Source organism: Maribacter zhoushanensis (assembly GCF_029350975.1).
Classification (GTDB): domain Bacteria; phylum Bacteroidota; class Bacteroidia; order Flavobacteriales; family Flavobacteriaceae; genus Maribacter; species Maribacter zhoushanensis.
Genome location: NZ_JARKMR010000002.1, coordinates 407,185 through 427,528, shown reverse-complemented (window position 1 = coordinate 427,528; position 20,344 = coordinate 407,185). Strand labels below are relative to the sequence as shown.

The 20,344-nt window shown below is 34.7% G+C and carries 23 protein-coding genes; 21 read left to right on the top strand and 2 right to left on the bottom strand.

Translation table 11 applies throughout. The features are described 5' to 3' along the window. Positions 1 to 60: 60 nt before the first annotated feature. A complete protein-coding gene (locus tag PXD56_RS08545) occupies positions 61 to 957 on the bottom strand; it encodes an AraC family transcriptional regulator (RefSeq protein ID WP_276492915.1) in 897 nt (298 codons plus the stop codon). A gap of 188 nt (positions 958 to 1,145) precedes the next feature. Between PXD56_RS08545 and PXD56_RS08540 the strand changes: the two genes are divergently transcribed. From PXD56_RS08540 to PXD56_RS08485, 12 genes are all read left to right on the top strand, one after another. After that, positions 1,146 to 2,195: an L-dopachrome tautomerase-related protein gene (locus PXD56_RS08540; protein ID WP_276492914.1), complete on the top strand. Its 1,050-nt coding sequence runs from the start codon at positions 1,146 to 1,148 to the stop codon at positions 2,193 to 2,195. 57 nt (positions 2,196 to 2,252) lie between these two features. Continuing rightward, on the top strand, positions 2,253 to 3,029 hold the full coding sequence (locus PXD56_RS08535; RefSeq protein ID WP_276492913.1) for a glycine betaine ABC transporter substrate-binding protein: 777 nt from the start codon (positions 2,253 to 2,255) through the stop codon (positions 3,027 to 3,029). A 75-nt stretch (positions 3,030 to 3,104) separates the two neighbouring features. Further along, positions 3,105 to 3,734 (top strand): alpha-ketoglutarate-dependent dioxygenase AlkB family protein, encoded by a 630-nt coding sequence (locus PXD56_RS08530; RefSeq protein WP_276492912.1) that lies wholly within the window; start codon positions 3,105 to 3,107, stop codon positions 3,732 to 3,734. A 66-nt stretch (positions 3,735 to 3,800) separates the two neighbouring features. Continuing rightward, a complete protein-coding gene (locus PXD56_RS08525; protein ID WP_276492911.1) occupies positions 3,801 to 4,100 on the top strand; it encodes a putative quinol monooxygenase in 300 nt (99 codons plus the stop codon). 210 nt (positions 4,101 to 4,310) lie between these two features. Next, the gene (nfsB, locus tag PXD56_RS08520; protein WP_276492910.1) at positions 4,311 to 4,970 is read left to right on the top strand and encodes an oxygen-insensitive NAD(P)H nitroreductase; all 660 of its coding nucleotides are present in this window, start codon (positions 4,311 to 4,313) and stop codon (positions 4,968 to 4,970) included. A gap of 15 nt (positions 4,971 to 4,985) precedes the next feature. Beyond that, a complete protein-coding gene (locus PXD56_RS08515; RefSeq protein WP_276492909.1) occupies positions 4,986 to 5,993 on the top strand; it encodes a zinc-binding alcohol dehydrogenase family protein in 1,008 nt (335 codons plus the stop codon). A gap of 30 nt (positions 5,994 to 6,023) precedes the next feature. Beyond that, positions 6,024 to 6,491 (top strand): cupin domain-containing protein, encoded by a 468-nt coding sequence (locus tag PXD56_RS08510; RefSeq protein ID WP_276492908.1) that lies wholly within the window; start codon positions 6,024 to 6,026, stop codon positions 6,489 to 6,491. A 1-nt stretch (position 6,492) separates the two neighbouring features. Next, complete coding sequence (locus PXD56_RS08505; protein WP_276492907.1) at positions 6,493 to 7,599, top strand: L-dopachrome tautomerase-related protein; 1,107 nt, start codon at positions 6,493 to 6,495, stop codon at positions 7,597 to 7,599. A 146-nt stretch (positions 7,600 to 7,745) separates the two neighbouring features. After that, positions 7,746 to 8,219 carry a Dps family protein gene (locus tag PXD56_RS08500; protein WP_276492906.1) on the top strand — a complete coding sequence of 158 codons (474 nt, stop codon included), beginning with the start codon at positions 7,746 to 7,748 and terminating at the stop codon, positions 8,217 to 8,219. Positions 8,220 to 8,269: 50 nt separating this feature from the next. Further along, positions 8,270 to 8,539, top strand: coding sequence for a UBP-type zinc finger domain-containing protein (locus PXD56_RS08495; protein ID WP_276492905.1), 270 nt, complete (start codon positions 8,270 to 8,272; stop codon positions 8,537 to 8,539). Positions 8,540 to 8,550: 11 nt separating this feature from the next. Next, positions 8,551 to 10,197, top strand: a complete 1,647-nt coding sequence (locus tag PXD56_RS08490) for an FAD-dependent oxidoreductase (RefSeq protein ID WP_276492904.1) — start codon at positions 8,551 to 8,553, stop codon at positions 10,195 to 10,197. A 14-nt stretch (positions 10,198 to 10,211) separates the two neighbouring features. Beyond that, the gene (locus PXD56_RS08485; RefSeq protein WP_276492903.1) at positions 10,212 to 11,087 is read left to right on the top strand and encodes an AraC family transcriptional regulator; all 876 of its coding nucleotides are present in this window, start codon (positions 10,212 to 10,214) and stop codon (positions 11,085 to 11,087) included. Here PXD56_RS08485 and PXD56_RS08480 read toward each other — a convergent pair. Then, complete coding sequence (locus PXD56_RS08480) at positions 11,084 to 11,494, bottom strand: hypothetical protein (RefSeq protein ID WP_276492902.1); 411 nt, start codon at positions 11,492 to 11,494, stop codon at positions 11,084 to 11,086. The two genes, PXD56_RS08485 and PXD56_RS08480, sit on opposite strands and share 4 nt — an antisense overlap. 170 nt (positions 11,495 to 11,664) lie before the next feature. On the opposite strand from PXD56_RS08480, the gene PXD56_RS08475 reads away from it, so the two are divergent. The 9 genes from PXD56_RS08475 to PXD56_RS08435 all read left to right on the top strand — a co-directional run bounded on the left by PXD56_RS08475 (position 11,665) and on the right by PXD56_RS08435 (position 20,320). Then, the gene (locus PXD56_RS08475; RefSeq protein WP_276492901.1) at positions 11,665 to 12,510 is read left to right on the top strand and encodes an enoyl-CoA hydratase/isomerase family protein; all 846 of its coding nucleotides are present in this window, start codon (positions 11,665 to 11,667) and stop codon (positions 12,508 to 12,510) included. Positions 12,511 to 12,696: 186 nt separating this feature from the next. Continuing rightward, positions 12,697 to 12,972, top strand: a complete 276-nt coding sequence (locus PXD56_RS08470) for an alcohol dehydrogenase catalytic domain-containing protein (protein WP_276492900.1) — start codon at positions 12,697 to 12,699, stop codon at positions 12,970 to 12,972. Positions 12,973 to 13,056: 84 nt separating this feature from the next. Continuing rightward, on the top strand, positions 13,057 to 13,680 hold the full coding sequence (locus PXD56_RS08465) for a zinc-binding dehydrogenase (protein ID WP_276492899.1): 624 nt from the start codon (positions 13,057 to 13,059) through the stop codon (positions 13,678 to 13,680). Between the two features lie 249 nt (positions 13,681 to 13,929). Next, entirely contained in the window at positions 13,930 to 14,895 is a 966-nt protein-coding gene (locus PXD56_RS08460; protein ID WP_276492898.1) for a 2OG-Fe(II) oxygenase, read from the top strand. A gap of 84 nt (positions 14,896 to 14,979) precedes the next feature. Continuing rightward, positions 14,980 to 15,768, top strand: a complete 789-nt coding sequence (locus PXD56_RS08455) for an SDR family NAD(P)-dependent oxidoreductase (protein WP_276492897.1) — start codon at positions 14,980 to 14,982, stop codon at positions 15,766 to 15,768. A gap of 81 nt (positions 15,769 to 15,849) precedes the next feature. Then, entirely contained in the window at positions 15,850 to 16,968 is a 1,119-nt protein-coding gene (locus tag PXD56_RS08450) for an esterase-like activity of phytase family protein (protein WP_276492896.1), read from the top strand. 184 nt (positions 16,969 to 17,152) lie between these two features. Beyond that, positions 17,153 to 17,776, top strand: a complete 624-nt coding sequence (locus tag PXD56_RS08445) for a MarC family protein (protein WP_276492895.1) — start codon at positions 17,153 to 17,155, stop codon at positions 17,774 to 17,776. A gap of 44 nt (positions 17,777 to 17,820) precedes the next feature. Next, complete coding sequence (locus PXD56_RS08440; protein ID WP_276492894.1) at positions 17,821 to 18,372, top strand: NAD(P)H-dependent oxidoreductase; 552 nt, start codon at positions 17,821 to 17,823, stop codon at positions 18,370 to 18,372. 40 nt (positions 18,373 to 18,412) lie between these two features. Continuing rightward, positions 18,413 to 20,320: a monovalent cation:proton antiporter-2 (CPA2) family protein gene (locus PXD56_RS08435; protein ID WP_276492893.1), complete on the top strand. Its 1,908-nt coding sequence runs from the start codon at positions 18,413 to 18,415 to the stop codon at positions 20,318 to 20,320. Positions 20,321 to 20,344 lie beyond the last annotated feature (24 nt).

Sequence of the window (20,344 nt, the reverse complement as noted above, 5' to 3'; positions counted from 1 at the left end):
CAGACAATTATCAAATCCTCTATATCGTCGGCAAAAAGATTAATTAAAAAAAAAGATTGTTTAAGCACTTGCTGTTGGTGTGCAAGACGCTCTTTTCAATAACATATATTCTCCCTTTGTTTTAAAATCACGAATAGATGAACCTGTATAACGTTTAAAAGTTTTTGAAAGATGACTTACATCGGTAAAACCTAAATCATCTGCAATTTGTGTTAATGTGTAATCTGAATTTAAAAGGCGAATCTCTACTAACTTCAGTTTTGCCTTAATGATATATTCTCGCAAAGACATGCTCACTTGCTTTTTAAAATATTCGCTTACATACGTAGGTGACATCATAAAAACATCGGCTAAATTTTCAACTTTCAATAATTCAGTCTTGTCAATATTGGTATTTATATAAGTCAGCATTTTAGTAATTCTTTCATCAGAATTGTTCTTTGGTAATTCAAAGTAGTTGCTCTTTTTAATATTGCGAATTAAGATTTCTAAAATACTAGTCATTAAACTGGTGACTAGGTTTATAGATTCTTCTCCATAATTTCTAGATTCTTGAAGAATCATACCAATTAGGTTTTCTAAATAGCTTCTATCTAATTCATTTTTAATAATATCTCCTGGTAACTGATTGTAATTAGATAATATAAACGAAGCTTCTTTAAACCACTCATTTCTATCAATGGTAATTCTGTTTGCATTCTTAAAAAATGAATCAGTAAATTTTAGAAATACAAATCTGGTAGGTTTTTCTATAGTAAAAGAATGGCATTTTAACGGAGGCAATAAAAACATACTATTCTTCCCATAGGCATAATCATTATAATTAATGCACTGTGTGCCTTGTCCATCTTTAATTAGAACCAACTCAAAAAAATTGTTCTTAACCGGGCGTTGTTTCCAATCCGTTAACTCTATTTCTTGTATTTCAAAAGGTTTGTATGCTTCTAATACTTGCATTTTAATGGTATTTATGGAATAATAGGACAAATTTAGGTTAAAAAATAGGTTTCAAACTAATTCACCAACTCATTAACCTTTATTTATACACTAATTACCAATTTACGTACATCATTAAAGCACGTTACCTAGGGTAATTTTGCCTTGTATTAAATATTTAAATGAATCTAAACTTAAAAAATAAAGAAATGAAAAGACTACTATTAGTATCGGTATTGGCATCTGTATTAGTGATGTGTAAATCTGCAAATGAGAAAAAACAAGCATATAAAGAAGATGCAATAGAAATGGTTTCAAAAGAAATTAAAACAGTAGAAACCGTATTTTCAAGTCAAGATATTAGACCTGGTAATTTAGCGCTTACAAGTAACGAAAGATTATTTGTTACTATGAATCCTTTAGTATCACCAACAACTAAAGTTTTTGAACTGAATAAAAATGGCGAAAATGTAGCTTACCCAAATGCCGAATATGCAACGGGTGAAAATTCTATTTTCAAAGCTGTTATAGGAATTAGAGCAGACAGTAAAGACAATCTTTGGATGTTAGATATGGGAACCAAGCAATTTGTGATTTGGGATACTAAAAATGAAAAAATAGTAAAAACCATTGCTATTCCTGATGCTGTTGTAAAACCTGCTAGCTTTTTACAAGATTTTGTAATTGACGAAAAACACAATCGTGTCATTATTGCAGATATGACTCAAGGCGATTTAAAAAGTGCTCCTGAGCCTGCTTTTATCGTTATTAATACCGAAAATGGAGAAGCAAAAAGAATGGCACAAAGTCACGTATCAATGATGCCAGAAATTGAAGGCGGATTCGCATTAAACCCAATAGCTATTGACCCACATAATGATTGGGTATATTACGGAGCATTACACAGTAAAACAATGTACAGAGCACCCGCAAGTAGCTTTGAATCGGATGAAAAATTATTGAGCACTATTGAGAAATTCGGAGTAAAATCATTTTCTGACGGAATGGAAGTTGATGCAAACGGGAACGTTTATGTAACTAATGTTGTGGATGGTGAAATAGGATTATCAACAAAAAATGAGTACAAAACTTTGGCTAAAATCCCTGAAGGACAAACCTGGCCTGATGGTTTGTATGTAGCAAATGACGGATTCCTTTACGGAACAGTTGATCAGTTAAATAGAACTGCTGCCCTAAACAATGGTAAAGAAGAAAGTGTTGGACCTTATTTAGTAATCAAAACTGAATTGGTAAAGTAAATTCCCCCAATGTACAAGCGCATCTTTTAAAGGTGCGCTTTTTTAATGTGTATAATTATGAAAACAATACTAAAAATAGGGGTTACCAATTTATCTTTTCACCGTATTGCAGCTTCTTTGGTTGCTAATACGTTATTAGAAATGGGTTTTAATGTGGAACGCGAATATGCACCACATCGAGAGAATTTTGAGCGATTAAAATCTGGACAAGTAGATATGTTAGCTTCGGCTTGGTTGCCATCTAGTCACGGTATTTACAAAAGTGATGTAGAGAAGGAAGTTCCGTTGCTAGAATTGGGTTTGCACTACAAACCGTATGCGCTTTGGGGAGTTCCAAATTATATATCTGAAGAAATAACTGAGGTTTCAGATTTACTAGAGCCAGAGGTAGTTTCTAAAATGAAAAAGGATATTCAAGGTATAAACTCTGGAGCAGGAATAACCCGTTTTTCTATTGAAATGATGGAAGCCTATGGATTAAATGCTGCGGGTTATAAATTTCACACAGGTACAGAAGACGATTGTTTTAGCGCTTTTGAAAATGCAGTTGCCCATAAACAATGGATGGTGGTACCTCTTTGGAAACCACAATTTCTACATTATAAATACAACATTAGAGAGTTAAAAGAACCTAAAGGATTATTAGGTATTGTAGACAAAGCGGTTTTATTACTTCGTGAAGATAAAAAGGATTTATTTACCGATGCGCAATTGAAAAAACTAGATGGTTTACATTTTACAAATGATATTATTGCAGCACTAGATTATCAGGTTTCTCGTGAAGGAAAAGATATTGACAAAGTGACCAATAACTGGTTGCAAAATCAATCTTAATTAGCATTTGCTTTTAGGTAAGTTTAGGGCTGAATTTCCGACGAACTAGTACAACATAAAGAGGAGGAATAACAAATGGATTTATTTAATCAGGCGGACTTATTTTCAACAAACGAAGTCCGTAAAATAGAATTTGATTTACCAGGAGCTGATGTTACTTTATTCGAGAATTTCTTCAGTTTAGAAGAAAGCAATAAGCTGTATAATAGCCTATTACAAAACACTCCATGGCAGCAAGAGCAAATTACCATTCATGGAAAAGATGTAGACTACCCTAGATTAACAGCTTGGTATGGAGATGTTACCAAGGATATTAAATACACGAATACAAAAAGTACAATGCATTTATGGAATGCTGATTTACTTTTTATTAAAGAGCGAATAGAGAAGGAGGTCAATGTAAAATTTACACGTTGTTTGCTTAATTATTATAGAGATGGCAAAGACAGTGTAGATTGGCACCAAGACTATAAAGGAGACCAACGTAAAAACACAGTTATTGCATCGGTAACTTTTGGAGAGACCAGACCTTTTCGATTAAAACATACTACCCGTAAAGATTTAAAACGTGTAGCTATTCCTTTAGCTCACGGAAGCCTACTTCTAATGAAAGGTGCTACTCAAGATAACTGGAAACATAAAATACCAAAAACAAAAAAACAGATTCATCCAAGAATTAATCTTACGTTTCGGTGGATCAACTAACCTTATATTTACATACATTACGTTTTGATTGTATACTTTTAGCAAATTAAACTTAAGTAATATCCTATGAAAAAATCTTATTTAACGGTAGTCGTGCATATTTTAGCAAAAGAAGAATATAGTGAAGATGTAAAAGCGGAATTACTAAAACTTGTTGGTCCTACTAGAGGTGAAGAGGGTAATATTTCATATGACCTACATCAAGATAATTCTAACCCAAATTTATTCTTATTCCATGAGAAATGGGTTAGTCAAGAATTACTTCAAAAACATTCTCAAAGTAAACATATTGCTGAATATAAGGCTGCAACCGAAGAGAAGTTAGTTGATGTCACTTTGTTTAAAATGACAGAACTGACCAACTAACTTTGTATTAATAAAGGTTTCCCTATAAATTATTATAGTTTAATTCAATAAAATGAATTGAATCAAGTGCTTTTTGGCTTAAAATTAAGATTTCACCTCTATAAAACCTCTATTTATACCTTCTTCTCCTTTTTTTATACATTATAAAAACTTTATTTCCTATTTACCTTTGCCATATAAATAGGATTAACCTTATTAAAACATATAAAAATGAATTTACACGAAACATTAAACTGGAGATACACAACAAAGGAATACGACACCACCAAGAAAATTTCTGATGCAGATATGGCAGAAGTCAAAAACTTGTTAAGAATGAGTCCTTCAAGTGTAAACCTACAACCTTGGCATTTTATAGTTGCTGAAACTACAGAAGGTAAAGCACGCATTGCTAAGGGGACTCAAGGTTTTTTTAGTTTTAACGAGCCAAAAGTAACTAATGCTTCAGCTGTTGTTTTATTTTGTTCAAAAATTGATGCAGATGATACCTACTATCAGCATATTGCAGATACAGAAGATGAAAGCGGTAGATTCCCTAACCAAGATATTAAAAACGGATTTTTAGGTGCTGTAAAAGCTTTTACAGGTATTCATAAATACGATTTAAAAGACTTACAACACTGGATGGAAAAGCAAGTATATCTTAACATTGGAAACTTTTTATTGGGAGTTGCAAGTTTAGGAATTGATGCTACACCAATGGAAGGTATTGATGTAAAAGCTTTGGATGAAGAATTCGGTTTAAGAGAAAAAGGATACACTTCTTTAGTAGCTGTTTCTTTAGGATATAGAGCTGAATCTGATTTTAATTCAACTGAAAAAACTCCTAAATCTAGATTACCAGAAAGTGAAATTTTCACGTTAATATAATAACACGAAGCTAATATGAAAGCAATAGGATACAAGGAGAACCTCCCAATAGAGGATGTAAAATCTCTTCAAGACATCGAAATAGATACTCCCAAAGCAAAAGGAAGAGATATTCTAGTTGAGATAAAAGCCATTTCCGTAAACCCGGCAGATTATAAAGTAAGAGCAGGTATGCCTGTTGAAGGCGATGATTGGAAAATTATTGGTTGGGATGCTACTGGGATTGTAAAAGAAGTTGGAGAAGATGTTACGTTGTTTAAGGTTGGTGACGAAGTTTGGTATGCGGGCGATTTCACGAGACAAGGAAGTTATGCTCAGTATCAAGTGGTAGATGAGCGTATTGTGGGCAAGAAACCATCTAGCTTATCTTATGCTGAAGCTGCGGCTTTACCATTAACTTCTCTTACGGCTTGGGAAATGTTGTTTGATAGATTAGAAGTTGCAACTTATGATGCCAGTAAATCTATTCTAGTAATTGGTGCTGCAGGTGGTGTTGGTTCTATTTTAGTACAATTAGCCAAGAAGCTTACAAAACTGAACATTATAGGAACGGCTTCCCGTGAAGAAACTACAGATTGGTTAAAAGAATTGGGTGCAGACTCGGTTATTAACCACAGAAATAAATTGAGTGAGGAATTTGAAAAATATAAGCTACTTGCTCCTGATTATATTGTGAGTTTAAATGCTACCGAGCAGCATGCAGACGAGATTGTAAAAGTGATAAAACCACAAGGTAAATTTGGTTTTATTGATGACCCTAAGTCATTTAATGTCATGCCTTTTAAAGGTAAGGCTGTGTCTACTCATATTGAATTGATGTTCACTCGTTCTATGTTCCAGACGGAAGATATGATTGAGCAGCACAACATCTTAAATGAGGTTTCTAAATTGATAGACAACGGAACTATTAAAACCACTTTAGGAGAAAACTTTGGAACCATTAACTCAGAGAATATGCGTAAAGCCCATGCTTTCTTAGAGACAGGAAAAGCAAAAGGTAAAATTGTTTTAGAAGGATTTTAGACGCAATGAGTACAATAATTTAAATAGAAAATGAAAACTACACTTAAAATATTTCTTATAGCAGCAATTTTTGCTGGTACTTCGGCAAATGCACAGGTAAATACGATTGATTCCGTGGCGACTTCAAAAGTGCAGCATTTCAATTTTGATGAAATGGAATCAGAAACTATTGGCAAAGGTATTCAGCGTAAATGGTTTCATGGAGAAAAAGGTCAAATGACTATTTTCAATTTGGAAAAAGGGGCACATATTCCATGGCACAAGCATCCAAACGAGCAGATTACCTATATCATGTCCGGTAAGGTTAAAATTAAGACTATTATAGACGGCAAAGAAAAGTTTGTTATTGTTTCTGGTGGAGAGGTAATTGTATTCCCAGAGAACATACCTCATGAATTTTGGGCTTTAGAAAAAACGGTGGATTTAGATGTTCATGTTCCTGTTCGTCAAGATTGGCTTTCTAAAGAGTTGCCTGATTATTTGAAGAAAAGCGAATAACATGAAAAAACAACTAATTTCACTAAGTATACTACTCTCTGTTATGACTGCAAATGCGCAGAAAACGTTAGCCAAAGCAGAAGTTTTTGCTACTGTAGATCAAGCTGTGGGGAATATTGCTTTCACCAATGATGGCGATTTGGTATACAGTCATCATCCATTTTTTGGTCCAGAAATTAGAGTGGTCAAGTTTGATAAAAAAACAAGTACAACCACACCGTTTCCAAATTTGGAATGGAATACGCCAAGAGCTACGGATGATAATTATTTGAGCAATGTTCTAGGTATTCGTAATGATGAAAACGGAATTATCTGGATGCTAGACATGGCACAACGTGATAACGTAACACCAAAAATAGTGGGCTGGAACACTCAAACTAATTCATTAGAACGTATTTATTATTTACCAAAATCAGTAGTGCCAGCAATCTCACAACCTAATGATATGGTGGTAGATACCAAAAACGGTTATTTTATTATAGCAGATGAAGGTATTGGCAATGGAGGTGATGGTAGCAAAGCAGCTTTTATTATTGTTGATATGAAAACTGGTAAAACACGTCGTGTTTTAGAAGGTACACGTACAACCTTACCAGAAAATACACCAACGGTAATTGACGAAAAGCATTTGGCTGTAAACGGTAAAGATTTATTGATTGGGAATGACGGAATTACTGCTGATGCTAATTTTGAATATATTTATTACGGTCCTTTAAACGGCACCAAAATTTACCGAGTTAAAATATTAGACCTTGTAGACGAGACTTTGACCGAGGCATTGTTGGATAGCAAAATTGAAACCTATTCAGAAAAACCGAACAATGGCGGAATGTCTATTGATAAAGAAGGCAATCTATATTTAACGGCTTTGGAAACGAAGAGTGTTGCTGTAGTTCTAGCAAAAGACCGAAGTGTTCACACTATGATAAAAGATGATAAATTGGTCTGGCCAGATGGTGTAAGTTACAACCATGTAGATGGATATATGTATGTGTCTGCAGCGCAAGTAAACAGAGGAGCTCCATTTAATGAGGGTAAAGATCAATCTACAAAACCATTCTATATTTTCAGATTTAAACCAGTAGTGGAAGGTGTTTCTTTTAGATAATCATTTTATAATCAATTAAAATTGTTTTCTCTATTGCGTCAAAACTAGTATTAAATGAGCGATTAACTGTCTTGAAGTTAATCGCTTTTTTATGATTCTTTCTTTAAATTTATAGAACGAAAGAATAACATATTAAATATAAAAAAATGAAAACAAACATCGGAATTACAGAAGACAATAGAGCAAAAGTTGCCGAGCATTTATCTAAAATATTGGCAGACGAATTTTTAATCTACACAAAAACCTTAAGAGCACATTGGAATTTAGAAGGTATCGATTTTCATACCAAACATGTGTTTTTTGAAGACCACTATAATACTATCAAAGAATTTGTTGACGGTGTTGCAGAACGTATTAGAAAAATAGGTCATTATGCACCCGGTACGTTAAAGCAATTTTTGCAGTTAACACATTTATCAGAAGAGATAGAAGGTGATAATTCTAGCTTAAACTATATGAAAGTCTTATTAGCAGACCATGACACCATAATAGTAGAAATTAGAAAAATCATACCAACTATAGAAGATGATTTAGAAGATGTAGGAACTGCAGACTTTTTAACAGGTCTATTGCAAGAACATGAAGAAATGGCTTGGATGTTACGAGCTAGTTTAAGTTAATTTACCTAAGTAACTGATAATCAAAATCAGATTAACAACACCAAAAAGTTATGCAGCAGAAAACTTGTAGTCATATCAATGCAATATCCAAGTTAAAAACTGCTACAAAGCATATTTGTGAAGAGTGTGTAAAATTAGGTGACACATGGGTACATTTGCGTACTTGCCAAGATTGCGGTAAAACGCTTTGTTGTGACGATTCTAAAAACAAACATGCTACTGCACATTATAAGAGTACGGGCCATCCAGTAATTAGTTCTGCAGAACTTAATGAAAGATGGCTTTGGTGTTATAAAGATGAAGCTTTTGTGAACTACTAAACCAATTCAATATGATCGATCCAAAATTTCCTGAACTAACGAATGCTCAAGTAGCAAAGTTAAAGACTTATGGTACTATAGAAACCTATAAAGAGCCAACGGTTGTTTTAGATTTTGGAGATCAACATTATGATTTCTTCGTGGTACTCTCTGGCGGAATTAGAATTATTGACCCAGATCAGAAAGATGATAATCTTACTATTCATAAAAAGCATCAGTTCTCAGGTTCAAGCAGTATACTTTCGCACCGTACAGTAGGTGTTTGCGGTGAGACCTTAGAAAATACACAACTTTTACGTATTAAACCTGAAAAATTAAAAAGTGCCATCGCCAAATTCAGTGATATTAGTGATGTATTGCTTAATGCTTTTTTGCTACGTGAAGATGCGTTAAAACACAGTATTCAAGGAATTAAGTTAATTGGTTCTGAACATTCAAATGAAACATATGCCATCCGTGATTTTATGGATAAGAATGACATATGGTATAAATACATAGATTCTGACAAAGAGGAAGGATTGGTTCAAATGTTAGAAACCTTCAGTTTGACAACTGATGACCTACCTGTTTTAATAAATAGTCAGAATGAAATTTCTATTCGTCCAACAATTGATGAAATAGGGGAATGTACAGGAGTCAGAATTAAATTAGATGATGAAGTTTATGATGTGTTGGTTGTAGGAGCCGGTCCTGCTGGTTTAGCTGCCAGTGTTTACGCAGCTTCTGAAGGATTAAAGGTATTAACAATTGACAGCAATTCTCCAGGAGGTCAAGCAGGAAAGAGTTCTAAAATTGAAAATTACTTAGGGTTCCCTACTGGAATATCAGGTAGAGACTTAGCAAATAACGGTTACATTCAAGCCCAAAAATTTGGTTGCACCATTTCAGTTCCACACAGGGTAGAAAGTATAGAGCGTAAAGCAGATATTTACGAGGTTCATGCCAGTAACACGTCTCCAATAAAAGCTAAAACTGTAATTGCCGCTACAGGTGCCGCGTATAGAAAATTGCCCTTACAAGATATAGATAAGTTTGAAGGCGCGGGCGTATATTATAGCGCAACATCTATGCATGCCAATATGTGTAAAGACAGTGACATTGGTATTGTTGGCGGTGGTAATTCTGCAGGTCAAGCCGCAATATTCTTATCTAATTATGCGCATAAAGTTTATGTAATTATTAGAAATGAAGATATTGGTGCTAAAATGAGCGACTATTTGGTTCAACGTATAATGGCTTGCGAAAACATAGAAGTATTGACAAATAGCAATGTTGTAAAAGTTGATGGCGACACCTATTTGGAAGAGGTGACAGTCAAGAAAAATGAAACTTTAGTGGAAAATGATATTAGTTACCTTTTCACTTTTGTAGGTGCAAAACCTTGTACAGAGTGGTTAGATACCATTATTGATACCGACGCCAAAGGTTTTGTCCATACCGGACTTTCCATTTGCGACTACGCACTAAAAAATGAATCTGAATTCAATCAGCGAAAACCCTACACGTTTGAAACCAGTTTACCTGGTCTCTTTGCTGTTGGCGATGTGCGTTCGGGTTCTGTAAAACGTGTTGCTTCCGCCGTTGGTGAAGGCTCTATAGTAGTTAGCGATATTCATAAGTTTTTGGCGCAAGACAAATTTGCCACTACCACAAATTAATGCATCTTTACACCATGGCACGTACTATCATTGAAAATATTGTAATTGCTAAATACGAAGAACAAACCTTGTTTGAATTTTGCAAATACACGACTATTCGTTTTTTTGAAATACTATATTTTGAAAAGGGAACAGGTTCTATAAAGATCAATGGTAAAACTGTTCCCTATACTGCCAATAGTGTTTTTGTTTTTATACCTGACGATATTTATATCGTAAACCCTGAAACCGCCACAACTACTGTGGCCATTAAGTTTTTAAAGAGCTTCTTTAGAAATACAGCTACACAGAACGAAACACTGCCCGTTAACGATTGGTTTCGAAAAATTGAGGAAATTTTAAATAGCGAAAGCCACGAACTTCGTGAAATGCAGTTCGAAACGGAATCTGACAGGTCGCACTTGGTTTCCTTAATAAATATGGTCGCTACTGAATATATGAGAGAGCAGACCTTTGATATTTTTATCATTCAAAACTCAGTATCAGTTATTCTACATCTGATTGCCAGAAACATTCAATTTATAAATACGGCAGATACCGTTAAGGAGGTTAAATCATCTAAGATTCAGCAAATCATCAACTATATTCACGCCAATATCTACAATTCTGAATTACTTACTACCAAGCGTCTGGCAGAGGAATTTCATATGGCAGATAATTACATGAGTGAATACTTTAAAAAGCATACCGATGTTTCTTTGAAGAAGTATATCATAAACTATAAATTGAAGCTTGTAGAAACCCGATTAAAATATACGGACTTGCAGTTCTCAGAAATTGCGTTGGAATTAGGTTTTACAGATTCCAGTCATTTAAACAAGACTTTCCAAAGTTATAAGGGAATGACGATTGGGGCTTTTAAAGCTAACATAGCTGCACAGGCAAACTAGATACCATCGAAAATCCCAGAGATAAATTCTCCAACGCCTTCAAATATTCCATCGAATACATCTCCAAAATCTAACCAAGACGCATCAATATCCAAGTCCGGAATATCTGTCCAATTAGATGCCGTAGAAACTGATAAACCACTTAACATTTCTGTTTTCATAGCTACATAATCACAAGCTTCCCCTGTAACTTTATGATATAAATCAAAAGCTTCGTGAGATGTAAAAACTGACATTGCCCAACAAGATAAATCTACATAGTCATACCATTTACTTTTTCGGTGGGCTTTTTTCACCTCTTCGGGTGTATAGTATTTCTTCTTACCATTATCTTTTACTAGTATTTCACCTATATCAGAAATAAATTCTTTTTTATTCTGTGGTGCAGGTTCACAGGATGTGCTCATAGAAAGTTTGATTATAAAGCCAATTAAATTACTTACTTAAACTTGAAAAAGTAGCATTTACCTCATTTTTTACCAAAACCACTTTGTTTTTTACCCATTTGAAACTTGCGTCCCCAGATATCTTTGTACTGTAATTAATACAGAACGAATATCAACCAAAATATAATATTATGGACTACAAGAACTTTCAAACATTTACAGCAGAACAAAAAGGCGGAATTTTAACAGTTGACATCAACTTCGGACCCGTAAACGTACAGGGACAAGAGATGCTGGCAGATTTAAGCAGTTTATGCTTACGATTAGAGCGTGATAGAAGCGTAAAAGTTGTGGTTTTTGAATCTTCAAATCCGGGATATTGGGTATGCCATTATGATACCAACTTACTTAGAGATATGTCTATGGAAGCGGTACCAAGAAACGAAGTACAGTTATTGGACCTACAAGCCGTATTAGAAAGATTAAGCAACGTGCCACAAGCAACTATCGCCAAAATTGAAGGTTTTGCAAGAGGGGGCGGACACGAAATGGCGTTGGCTTTAGATATGCGTTTTGCAGCTAGAGGAAAAGCGAAATTTATGCAAATGGAAGTTGGTATGGGAATTTTACCTTGTGGTGGTGGAGCTTCACGTATGGCTAGACAAGCAGGTTTAGGAAAAGCATTAGAAATAATTTTAGGTGCTAAAGATTGGGATGCAGATGAGGCTGAAAAATTCGGAACTATAAACAAAGCTTTAGACGCAGATGAAATTGGTGCTTATGTAGATGCTTTGGCACAACGTATTTCTCAATTTCCAGCAGATTCTATTGCAGCTTCTAAAAGTGCTGTATATGCTTCTATAGATTTACCGATAAAAGAAGCTTTAAAAGAAGAAGCATATCAATTGTTTCAGGCAACAAGTAGAACTCCGGCTATAAAACGTTTTGCTTATGCAGACGATAACGGAGCGCAATTTGACCATGACAACCAAAAGAACCGGGAACAAATGGTAATGGATATTCAAGAAGTGAATTAAGGGCGCTGAGCGCCATGCGCAATACGCTTAACGCCATACGCAGGTCGCAATCTGAAAATATGTGTTAAGCGTGCCGCGCGGAGCATCTAGCGCACAGCGAAAAACGAAAAACCAACAACGATTAACGAACAACAATTAACGAACAACAATTAACGAACAACAATTAACGAAATAAAAAAAATAGATATGAAAGCAATGTTACTAAATGAATACGGAGAAAGCGCAAATTTCGAAGTATCAGAAATAGCAAAACCAACAGTAAAAGCAAATCATGTATTAGTAAAAATAGCGGCATCTAGTGTCAATACTATTGATATGATGATTAAGAATATGGGTGCAGATTTACCTTTATCGCCGGCTGCACCAGCCTTGTTAGGTATGGATTTTTCTGGAAAAGTAGAAGCCATTGGAGAAGGAGTAGAGGGTTATAAAGTTGGGGATGAAGTTTACGGTTGTGCTTGAGGACTAGCAGATTTACCTGGTACATTAACAGAATACATTGTTGCCGATAGTAGTTTAATTGGTCACAAACCAAAAGACTTAACGATGCGCGAAACTACAGCCTTACCATTAGTAGCAATTACAGCATACGAAGGGTTAACAAGAGCAGGTGTAAAATCAGGGAAAAAAGTATTAATACATGGTGGTTCTGGCGGTGTTGGTCACTTAGCGGTTCAATTAGCGAAGTACTTTGGAGCAGAAGTTTTTGCAACAGGAACAGGCGACAAACAAAAAGCGATTATTGAGAAATTTGGAGCAACCTTTATTGATTTTACTACAGAGAAAGTAGCAGATTACACAGCAAAATATACAGATGGTGGATTTGATGTTATTTTCGATACGGTTGGTGGTGCAAACCTGACCAATTCTATGGAAGCAATTGCCTTAAACGGACACATTTCTACAACGGTTTCCTTGTTAGAAATTGATTTAACTCCGTTGCACTTTAAAGGAGCTTCTTTACACGTAGTTTTCATGTTAATACCCATGTTACACAACTTCAAAAGAGCTAAACATGCCGAAATTTTGGAGAAACTGGCTAAAATTTCCAATGAAGGGCACTTAACGCCAGTTGTAGATGAAAATCAATTTTCATTAGAGCAAGTTGGTGATGCATATGCACACTTAGCCAGTGGTACAGCTATAGGTAAAGTTGTGGTTGAAAACTAAATAATAGTAAATAAATATTCAGGAGAATTAGAGTTGCTAACTCTAAACATGCCGATTAATATGTTTTGTTGAATGCCCCAGAAATGGGGCATTTTTTTGCTTTAAAATAAAACCTTGAAATTTACCTAAACAACCGTTTTTACTACCAAAAAATTACTGGTGTCTCATACTACCTTTGTTATCAGAATAAGTAAATAAATAAAACCAAAAGATGCTCTTAATGAGGTTTTGGTAAAAAACAAATATATCATGAAAACAACAACAACAAATACTAATGCACTCGCACAAGCTCGTGCACTTACAGTACCAACTCGCGAAGCTTCATTAAACCGTGATCCATCTGTGTCACAATTTTGGAATAGTAACCGAGAGTTACTTGAAGATGCATGGAGAGAATGGGAAATTGAAAACAAAGACAGTTTATTAATTCCTGATGAAACGCTACTTGACCCAAAATTGAGAAAAGCGATAAACGATGCTTGGGAAAATCCAGAAAAAGAAAATGCTGTAGCTGATTTATGGGAAGAAATTATCCCTGGAGTGTATTCCGCTCAGTTTTTTGATTTAGAACGCTTAGCGGAATTTCGCAAGTATTTAGAGGATACTGTAAATTCTGAAATCCCTAGACGTGCACCTTATGGTATTCAATTGAATCGTTATGGGATTATGCTAGATCCACGCTCAGAGGGACACCTTGCAGCACCTAATTTTCAGGCATTTTATAACGAAATCATGGATCGTTATATGCGTCCGATCGCTCGTTTGTTATTGGGTACTTATGGTTATGATAACCAAACATTTGGCTTTTCTATTCAGTATAACCCGGATAAAGACAAAGATTTGCACGCCCATACCGATGCTTCTGCTGCTACCTTGAATATTAATATCAACTTACCTGATGAAAAATTCACAGGTTCACAAGTTGATTTCTATGATAAGACCACAGGAAAAACGGTACAAACTACTTTTGAATCAGGCAAAGCAATAATTCACAGAGGCAATGTTGCGCACGCTACGCACCCAATAACCAGTGGGCAACGCAGTAATTTGGTAGTTTGGTTGTACGGAGACCACATGCAAATTCCAAGAGGCAGTGTAAGTAGCTATGGTATTGCAAATAACTCAGCATCTAAAGTTGTTACAACAGAAAGTATAAGTGCTCGTGAGCGTTGGAGTGTACCAAACAGTCCTAAAGACACCTTTGCACCTTTTTAAAAGACCACAAGTAAAATAGATACAACTTTATAAAAAATAGCAGACAAATTTCTGCCCATATTTCATCAACAGTAAAAAGCAAAAATGAAACATATATTAATTACAGGAAGTACTGACGGAATAGGAAAATTATTAGCCTTGCGCTTAGCAAAAGAAGGTCATTTTGTTGGGGTTCATGGTAGAACTGAAGCTAAGTTAAATGCCACCGTAACAGAAATCAAAGCAGAATCAAAGAATGATAATGTGGTAGGTTTTTTAGCCGATTACTCAAACTTGTCAGACGTAAGAATGATGGCAAAAGAAGTCACCGAGAAAATGCCGAAAATTGATGTTTTGGTCAACAATGCAGGTATTTTTAAAGCTAAAATTCATACTGCTACGAATGGAGTAGATGTTCGTTTAGTAGTGAATTATTTAGCACCGTATCAATTTACAAATGCCGTATTACCGCTATTGAAAAAAACAGATGCACCTAGAATAGTAAATCTTAGTTCTGCAGCCCAATCTCCAGTTTCTTTAAATGCATTACAAGGCGGTATTAGTTTAGGAGCTAATGATGCTTATGCACAAAGCAAGCTAGCCTTAACAATGTGGAGTTTTTATTTAGCAAAACAAGAACCATCAATTTCTGTTGTAGCAGTAAATCCTGGTTCCTTATTAAATACAAAAATGGCTAAAGAAGCTTATGGTCAGCATTGGTCTCCTGCAGAAAAAGGTGTAGATATTTTGTATGATTTAAGTATGACGGACAAAGCAAAAACTTATGCTTATTTTGACAATGACAAAGGCGAATATGCACAAGCACACCCAGATACTTATGATGCTAAAAAAGTTGAAGCACTACTTTCATTGACAAAGACATTGGTTAATTAAAACGTAGCTTGTTATAATTTGATGCTACCTTTGTATCTCAGAAACTCACACGAATTAAGGTTGGTTATTAAGCACTGGTAAATGAAGAGAATTACAGGAACGTTCATAATATTTACAGTGATATTTACTGTAATCTCTTGCCGATACAATAATGAGGTCAAAAAAACTAAGAACGATTTAAAACTTCGTTTTGTAGACGAATATGTTTTACCGGACGCAACTACATTTGCAGACACAAGGGTAGGGGGATTATCAGGAATTGATTATGCTAATGGTAATTGGTATGCCATAAGTGATGATAGTGAATACTCTAGATTTTATACTGCTAAGCTTTCTTATGATATCAACGGATTTGACTCCGTTGATATAACATCAGTTACTCATTTAAAGGATAAAAACGGCAACCTATTCTCTAAAGGAACAGTTGACCCAGAATCTATAAGATTTGATGATGGATACTTCATTTATACAAGTGAAGGAAACATAAAGAATGGAACAAAACCCTTTGTCCGTATTTCAGATTCAAGCGGAGTCTATGTCAAGGAATTTGATTTAACGAACCGCTACTTACCAAATATTAATACGAATTTAGGACCACGTCATAATGGTGTATTTGAAGGCATTACATTGAGTCACAATAAAAAAGGGTATTGGGTTGCAATGGAATTACCGTTGAAAGAAGATGGTGAAGAACCTATCTTAGAAGAAACAGATTCACCTGTAAGAATTGCTTTTTTTAACAAGGGAACTGGGCTTTTAGAAAAGGAAATAGTATATGAATTGGACAAGGTTGCTCGTGCCGCAGCTGACGGAGCTACTTTTGAATTGAATGGTATCGTAGAGATTCTAGAATATGATACAAATAAGTTTTTTGTTTTAGAACGTTCATATTCTATGGGATATACCGACGGTGGTAATACCGTTAAGATTTACGATGTGGATGCAAGCAATGCAACGGATGTTAGCAATATTAGTAGTTTAAAAGAAACTAATTATACTAAAGCAACCAAAAAACTTATGTTCAATTTTGAGAATATTCGTAAAGAACTTACCAACGGTATAGTAGATAATATTGAAGGCATCACTTTTGGTCCAAACTTTAAAAATGGTAATCAATCATTAGTCGTGGTAGCTGATAATAATTTTAGTCTTTATGGTCCTCAGCTCAATCAATTTATTCTATTCGAAATTTTAAAATAAATAATATTTCATTCGCTATCTGGAATATTTTTGTAAATCATTTATAATCATAATTTTATAAGAGACAAGAATTTCATTTGCCCCTCTATTTTTAAGAAGTATAATTATTCTTTAAAGCTTTTAAATAGTTTAGGAATTTTAATAAAAAATCTAGTTCTTGCACGATTAATTTTTGCTCATAATAATGGATGATTTAATAACATTTTCTATTGCTGTTTTTACTGGCTTTTTTGCCATTACCAACCCAATTTCTAACATGACCGTTTTTTTATCGCTTACCCAAGGTGCCGATAATAAAACGAAAGAAGATATCAATAAAAGAGCCAATCTTATTGCCTTTATAATTGTATTAGTATTTGTCCTTTTAGGAAAATATATATTCGAATTATTTAATATTAGCATTCCTGCCTTTAAAATTACCGGCGGTATACTTATATTTTTTATTGGTTTTGAAATGCTTCAATCAAAACAATCTAACGTTAAGAATATTAAGCACGTAAACATCGATGAAAACATTGCTGTATCTCCTTTGGCTATTCCAATTTTAGCCGGTCCGGGAACAATAGTTACTGCTATGAACTTTGTGTCTAGCGCACAACCTGTACATATTGCTATTGTAATAGCAGTATTCGGTTTTATGAGCTTGTTGACTTACCTAACCTTTAGGCTAAGCAACTTTATTGTACGCTTAGTGGGGTTCAATGTTATTTCAGTAATCGGTAAAATAATGGGTTTGATTATTGCCATAATTGGTACCGGTATGATCATAGAAGGAATAAAAATCTCATTCAATTTGATTACTAAATAATTGCCCAACTCAAGCAATCATTATTTTTCTTAATTTACCGTAGTATGAAAAAGGTACTTGTTTTATTTGCTCACCCTAAGTTTGAAAAGTCTAGAGCAAATACAATTTTGGTAAATTATATAAAAGATAAAGAAGGTGTCACTTTTCATGACCTCTACGAACAATATCCAGATTTTCATATAGACGTTTTGTTCGAGAAAAAATTATTAGAAGAGCATGATGTTATAATTTGGCATCACCCTCTGTACTGGTACAGTTGTCCGCCTTTATTAAAACAGTGGATAGATATGGTGTTGGAGTTCAATTGGGCTTACGGGCCAAATGGTAAAGCGTTGACTTCTAAAATTTGCCTGAACGCCATTACTACGGGCGGCAGTAAAGAACTGTATTGCTCCCAAGGTAGTAATAGTTATACCATTACAGAGTTTTTAAGACCTTTTGAACAAACGGCTAATCTCTGCCTTATGATCTATCACAAACCATTTACCGTAATGGGTACTTATAAATTGACTGACGAAGAGCTTAAAAACTACGGAGAAAATTATAGTACTTTAATCGATAAGCTTCAAAGTATGGAAACTGTTTTGACCCCTTAACCGCTATTCAATTGATTACAGCTTATTTAACCAACCAATTATGACCGGAAGTATACTTTTTGATGCTATTGTTTTTTTATTAGGGGCAATTATCTGTGTTTCAATTGCCAAAAGATTAGGTCTAAGTTCTGTTTTGGGGTATTTGATTGCGGGTATTTTAATAGGTCCGTATGTGTTGGGCTTTATTGGAGAAGAGGGAGATGATATTCTTCATTTTGCCGAGTTTGGAGTAGTAGTGATGCTATTCTTGATCGGACTCGAAATTGAGCCGAAAAATTTCTGGAACATGCGTAAATCTATTGCAGGTATGGGCGGTCTGCAGGTTGCCGGTACCATGTTGCTCTCTTACCTCTTTTTTATACTGTTGAATTTTGACTGGAAAGTTGCCTTGGTAATTTCTATGGCTGTAGCCTTATCATCTACGGCTATTGCCATGCAGACCATTAATGAAAAAGGACTCATGGAAACAACCTTTGGCAACGCGGCATTTTCCATATTATTATTCCAAGATATCATCGTAATCTTTATGTTAGGTGCAATCCCTCTTCTTTCAAATTCAGATGGTGAAGCTGTTGTTGACAGTCATGAAACCACCGGTAACCTTTTAAATACTTTACCCATGGGTTACCAAACACTTGCTATTATCTTATCTGTAGTTTTGATTATTGTGGCAGGTCAATACTTAATTGTACCCATGCTACGTAGAGTTGCAAAAACGGGTGTAAGAGAACTTCTGTTTGCTTCCGCCTTGTTAATTGTATTCAGCATATCATTTTTAATGGAATATGTAGGGCTATCGCCTGCCTTAGGTGCATTCTTAGGCGGTGTTGTCCTTTCTAGTAGTGAATACAAGCATGAACTAGAAAGTAATCTTGAACCCTTTAAAAACCTTCTTTTAGGTTTATTTTTTATAGCCGTAGGCGCCTCAATTAATTTTGTAGTCATTGCTAAAATACCATTGACCATTGGCGGTATTTTGTTGGCGGTAATATTGATCAAAGCATTGATACTTTTTATTATCGGTAAAGTATTCAAGTTAAAATTAGACCAAAATTTGCTATTGACTTTCGGCTTGGCACAAATTGGGGAATTTGCCTTTGTATTATTATCCTTTGCATTTCAATTGAATATCTTGAATCAAGAACAAATGGATATCATGTTGGTAATTACAGCATTGACCATGTCGTTAACACCTATTATAGGTATAATTAACGAACGTTTTATCTTGCCTAAAATTGGAACAAAAGAATCTATTGAAAGACCTATGGACCATATTGCTAAATCGCAAAACGTGATTCTGGTCGGTTTTGGTCACTTTGGCAGTACCGTTGGTCGTTTTTTACGTTCCCACGGTATAGAGGCAACTATACTGGATCAAGATTCCAATAGAGTAGATGTACTGCGCAAAATGGGTTTTGAAGTATACTATGGTGATGCTACCCGTATAGACTTATTAGAGTCTGCCGGTATTGCGCAAGCTAAAATTTTAATTTGTGCTATTGATAACCCTAGTGTTACCAAAGAAATTACAAAAATGGTGAAAGAGAAGTATCCACATGTAGAACTAATGATCAGAGCTCAGAATAGAAATGATGCTTATGAATTGTTGAATATGGGTATGGAGAATATATATCGAGAATCTCTAGATACCTCTCTATCATTGGCTAAAGATGTTTTAAGTAAACTTGGTTTCAGAAAATACACCTTGAACAGACAAGTACAGAATTTCATTAAATATGATGAAACCAGTCTAAGAAGATTGGCAACTGAACCAAAAGGAAATGAAGATTACATTTTTAAAGTTCGTAAAGAGTTAGAAGAGCAAGAACGGTTGTTAGAAGAGGATTTTAAAAGAGGCATCGTTGAATATGACAATCATTGGGATAGTGAGTCTATTAGAAAAGTGTTAGAAAACCGGCAAAACAATACTACTACACAAGCTGAGTAAAAACCCTAGAATTAAATCTAAAAA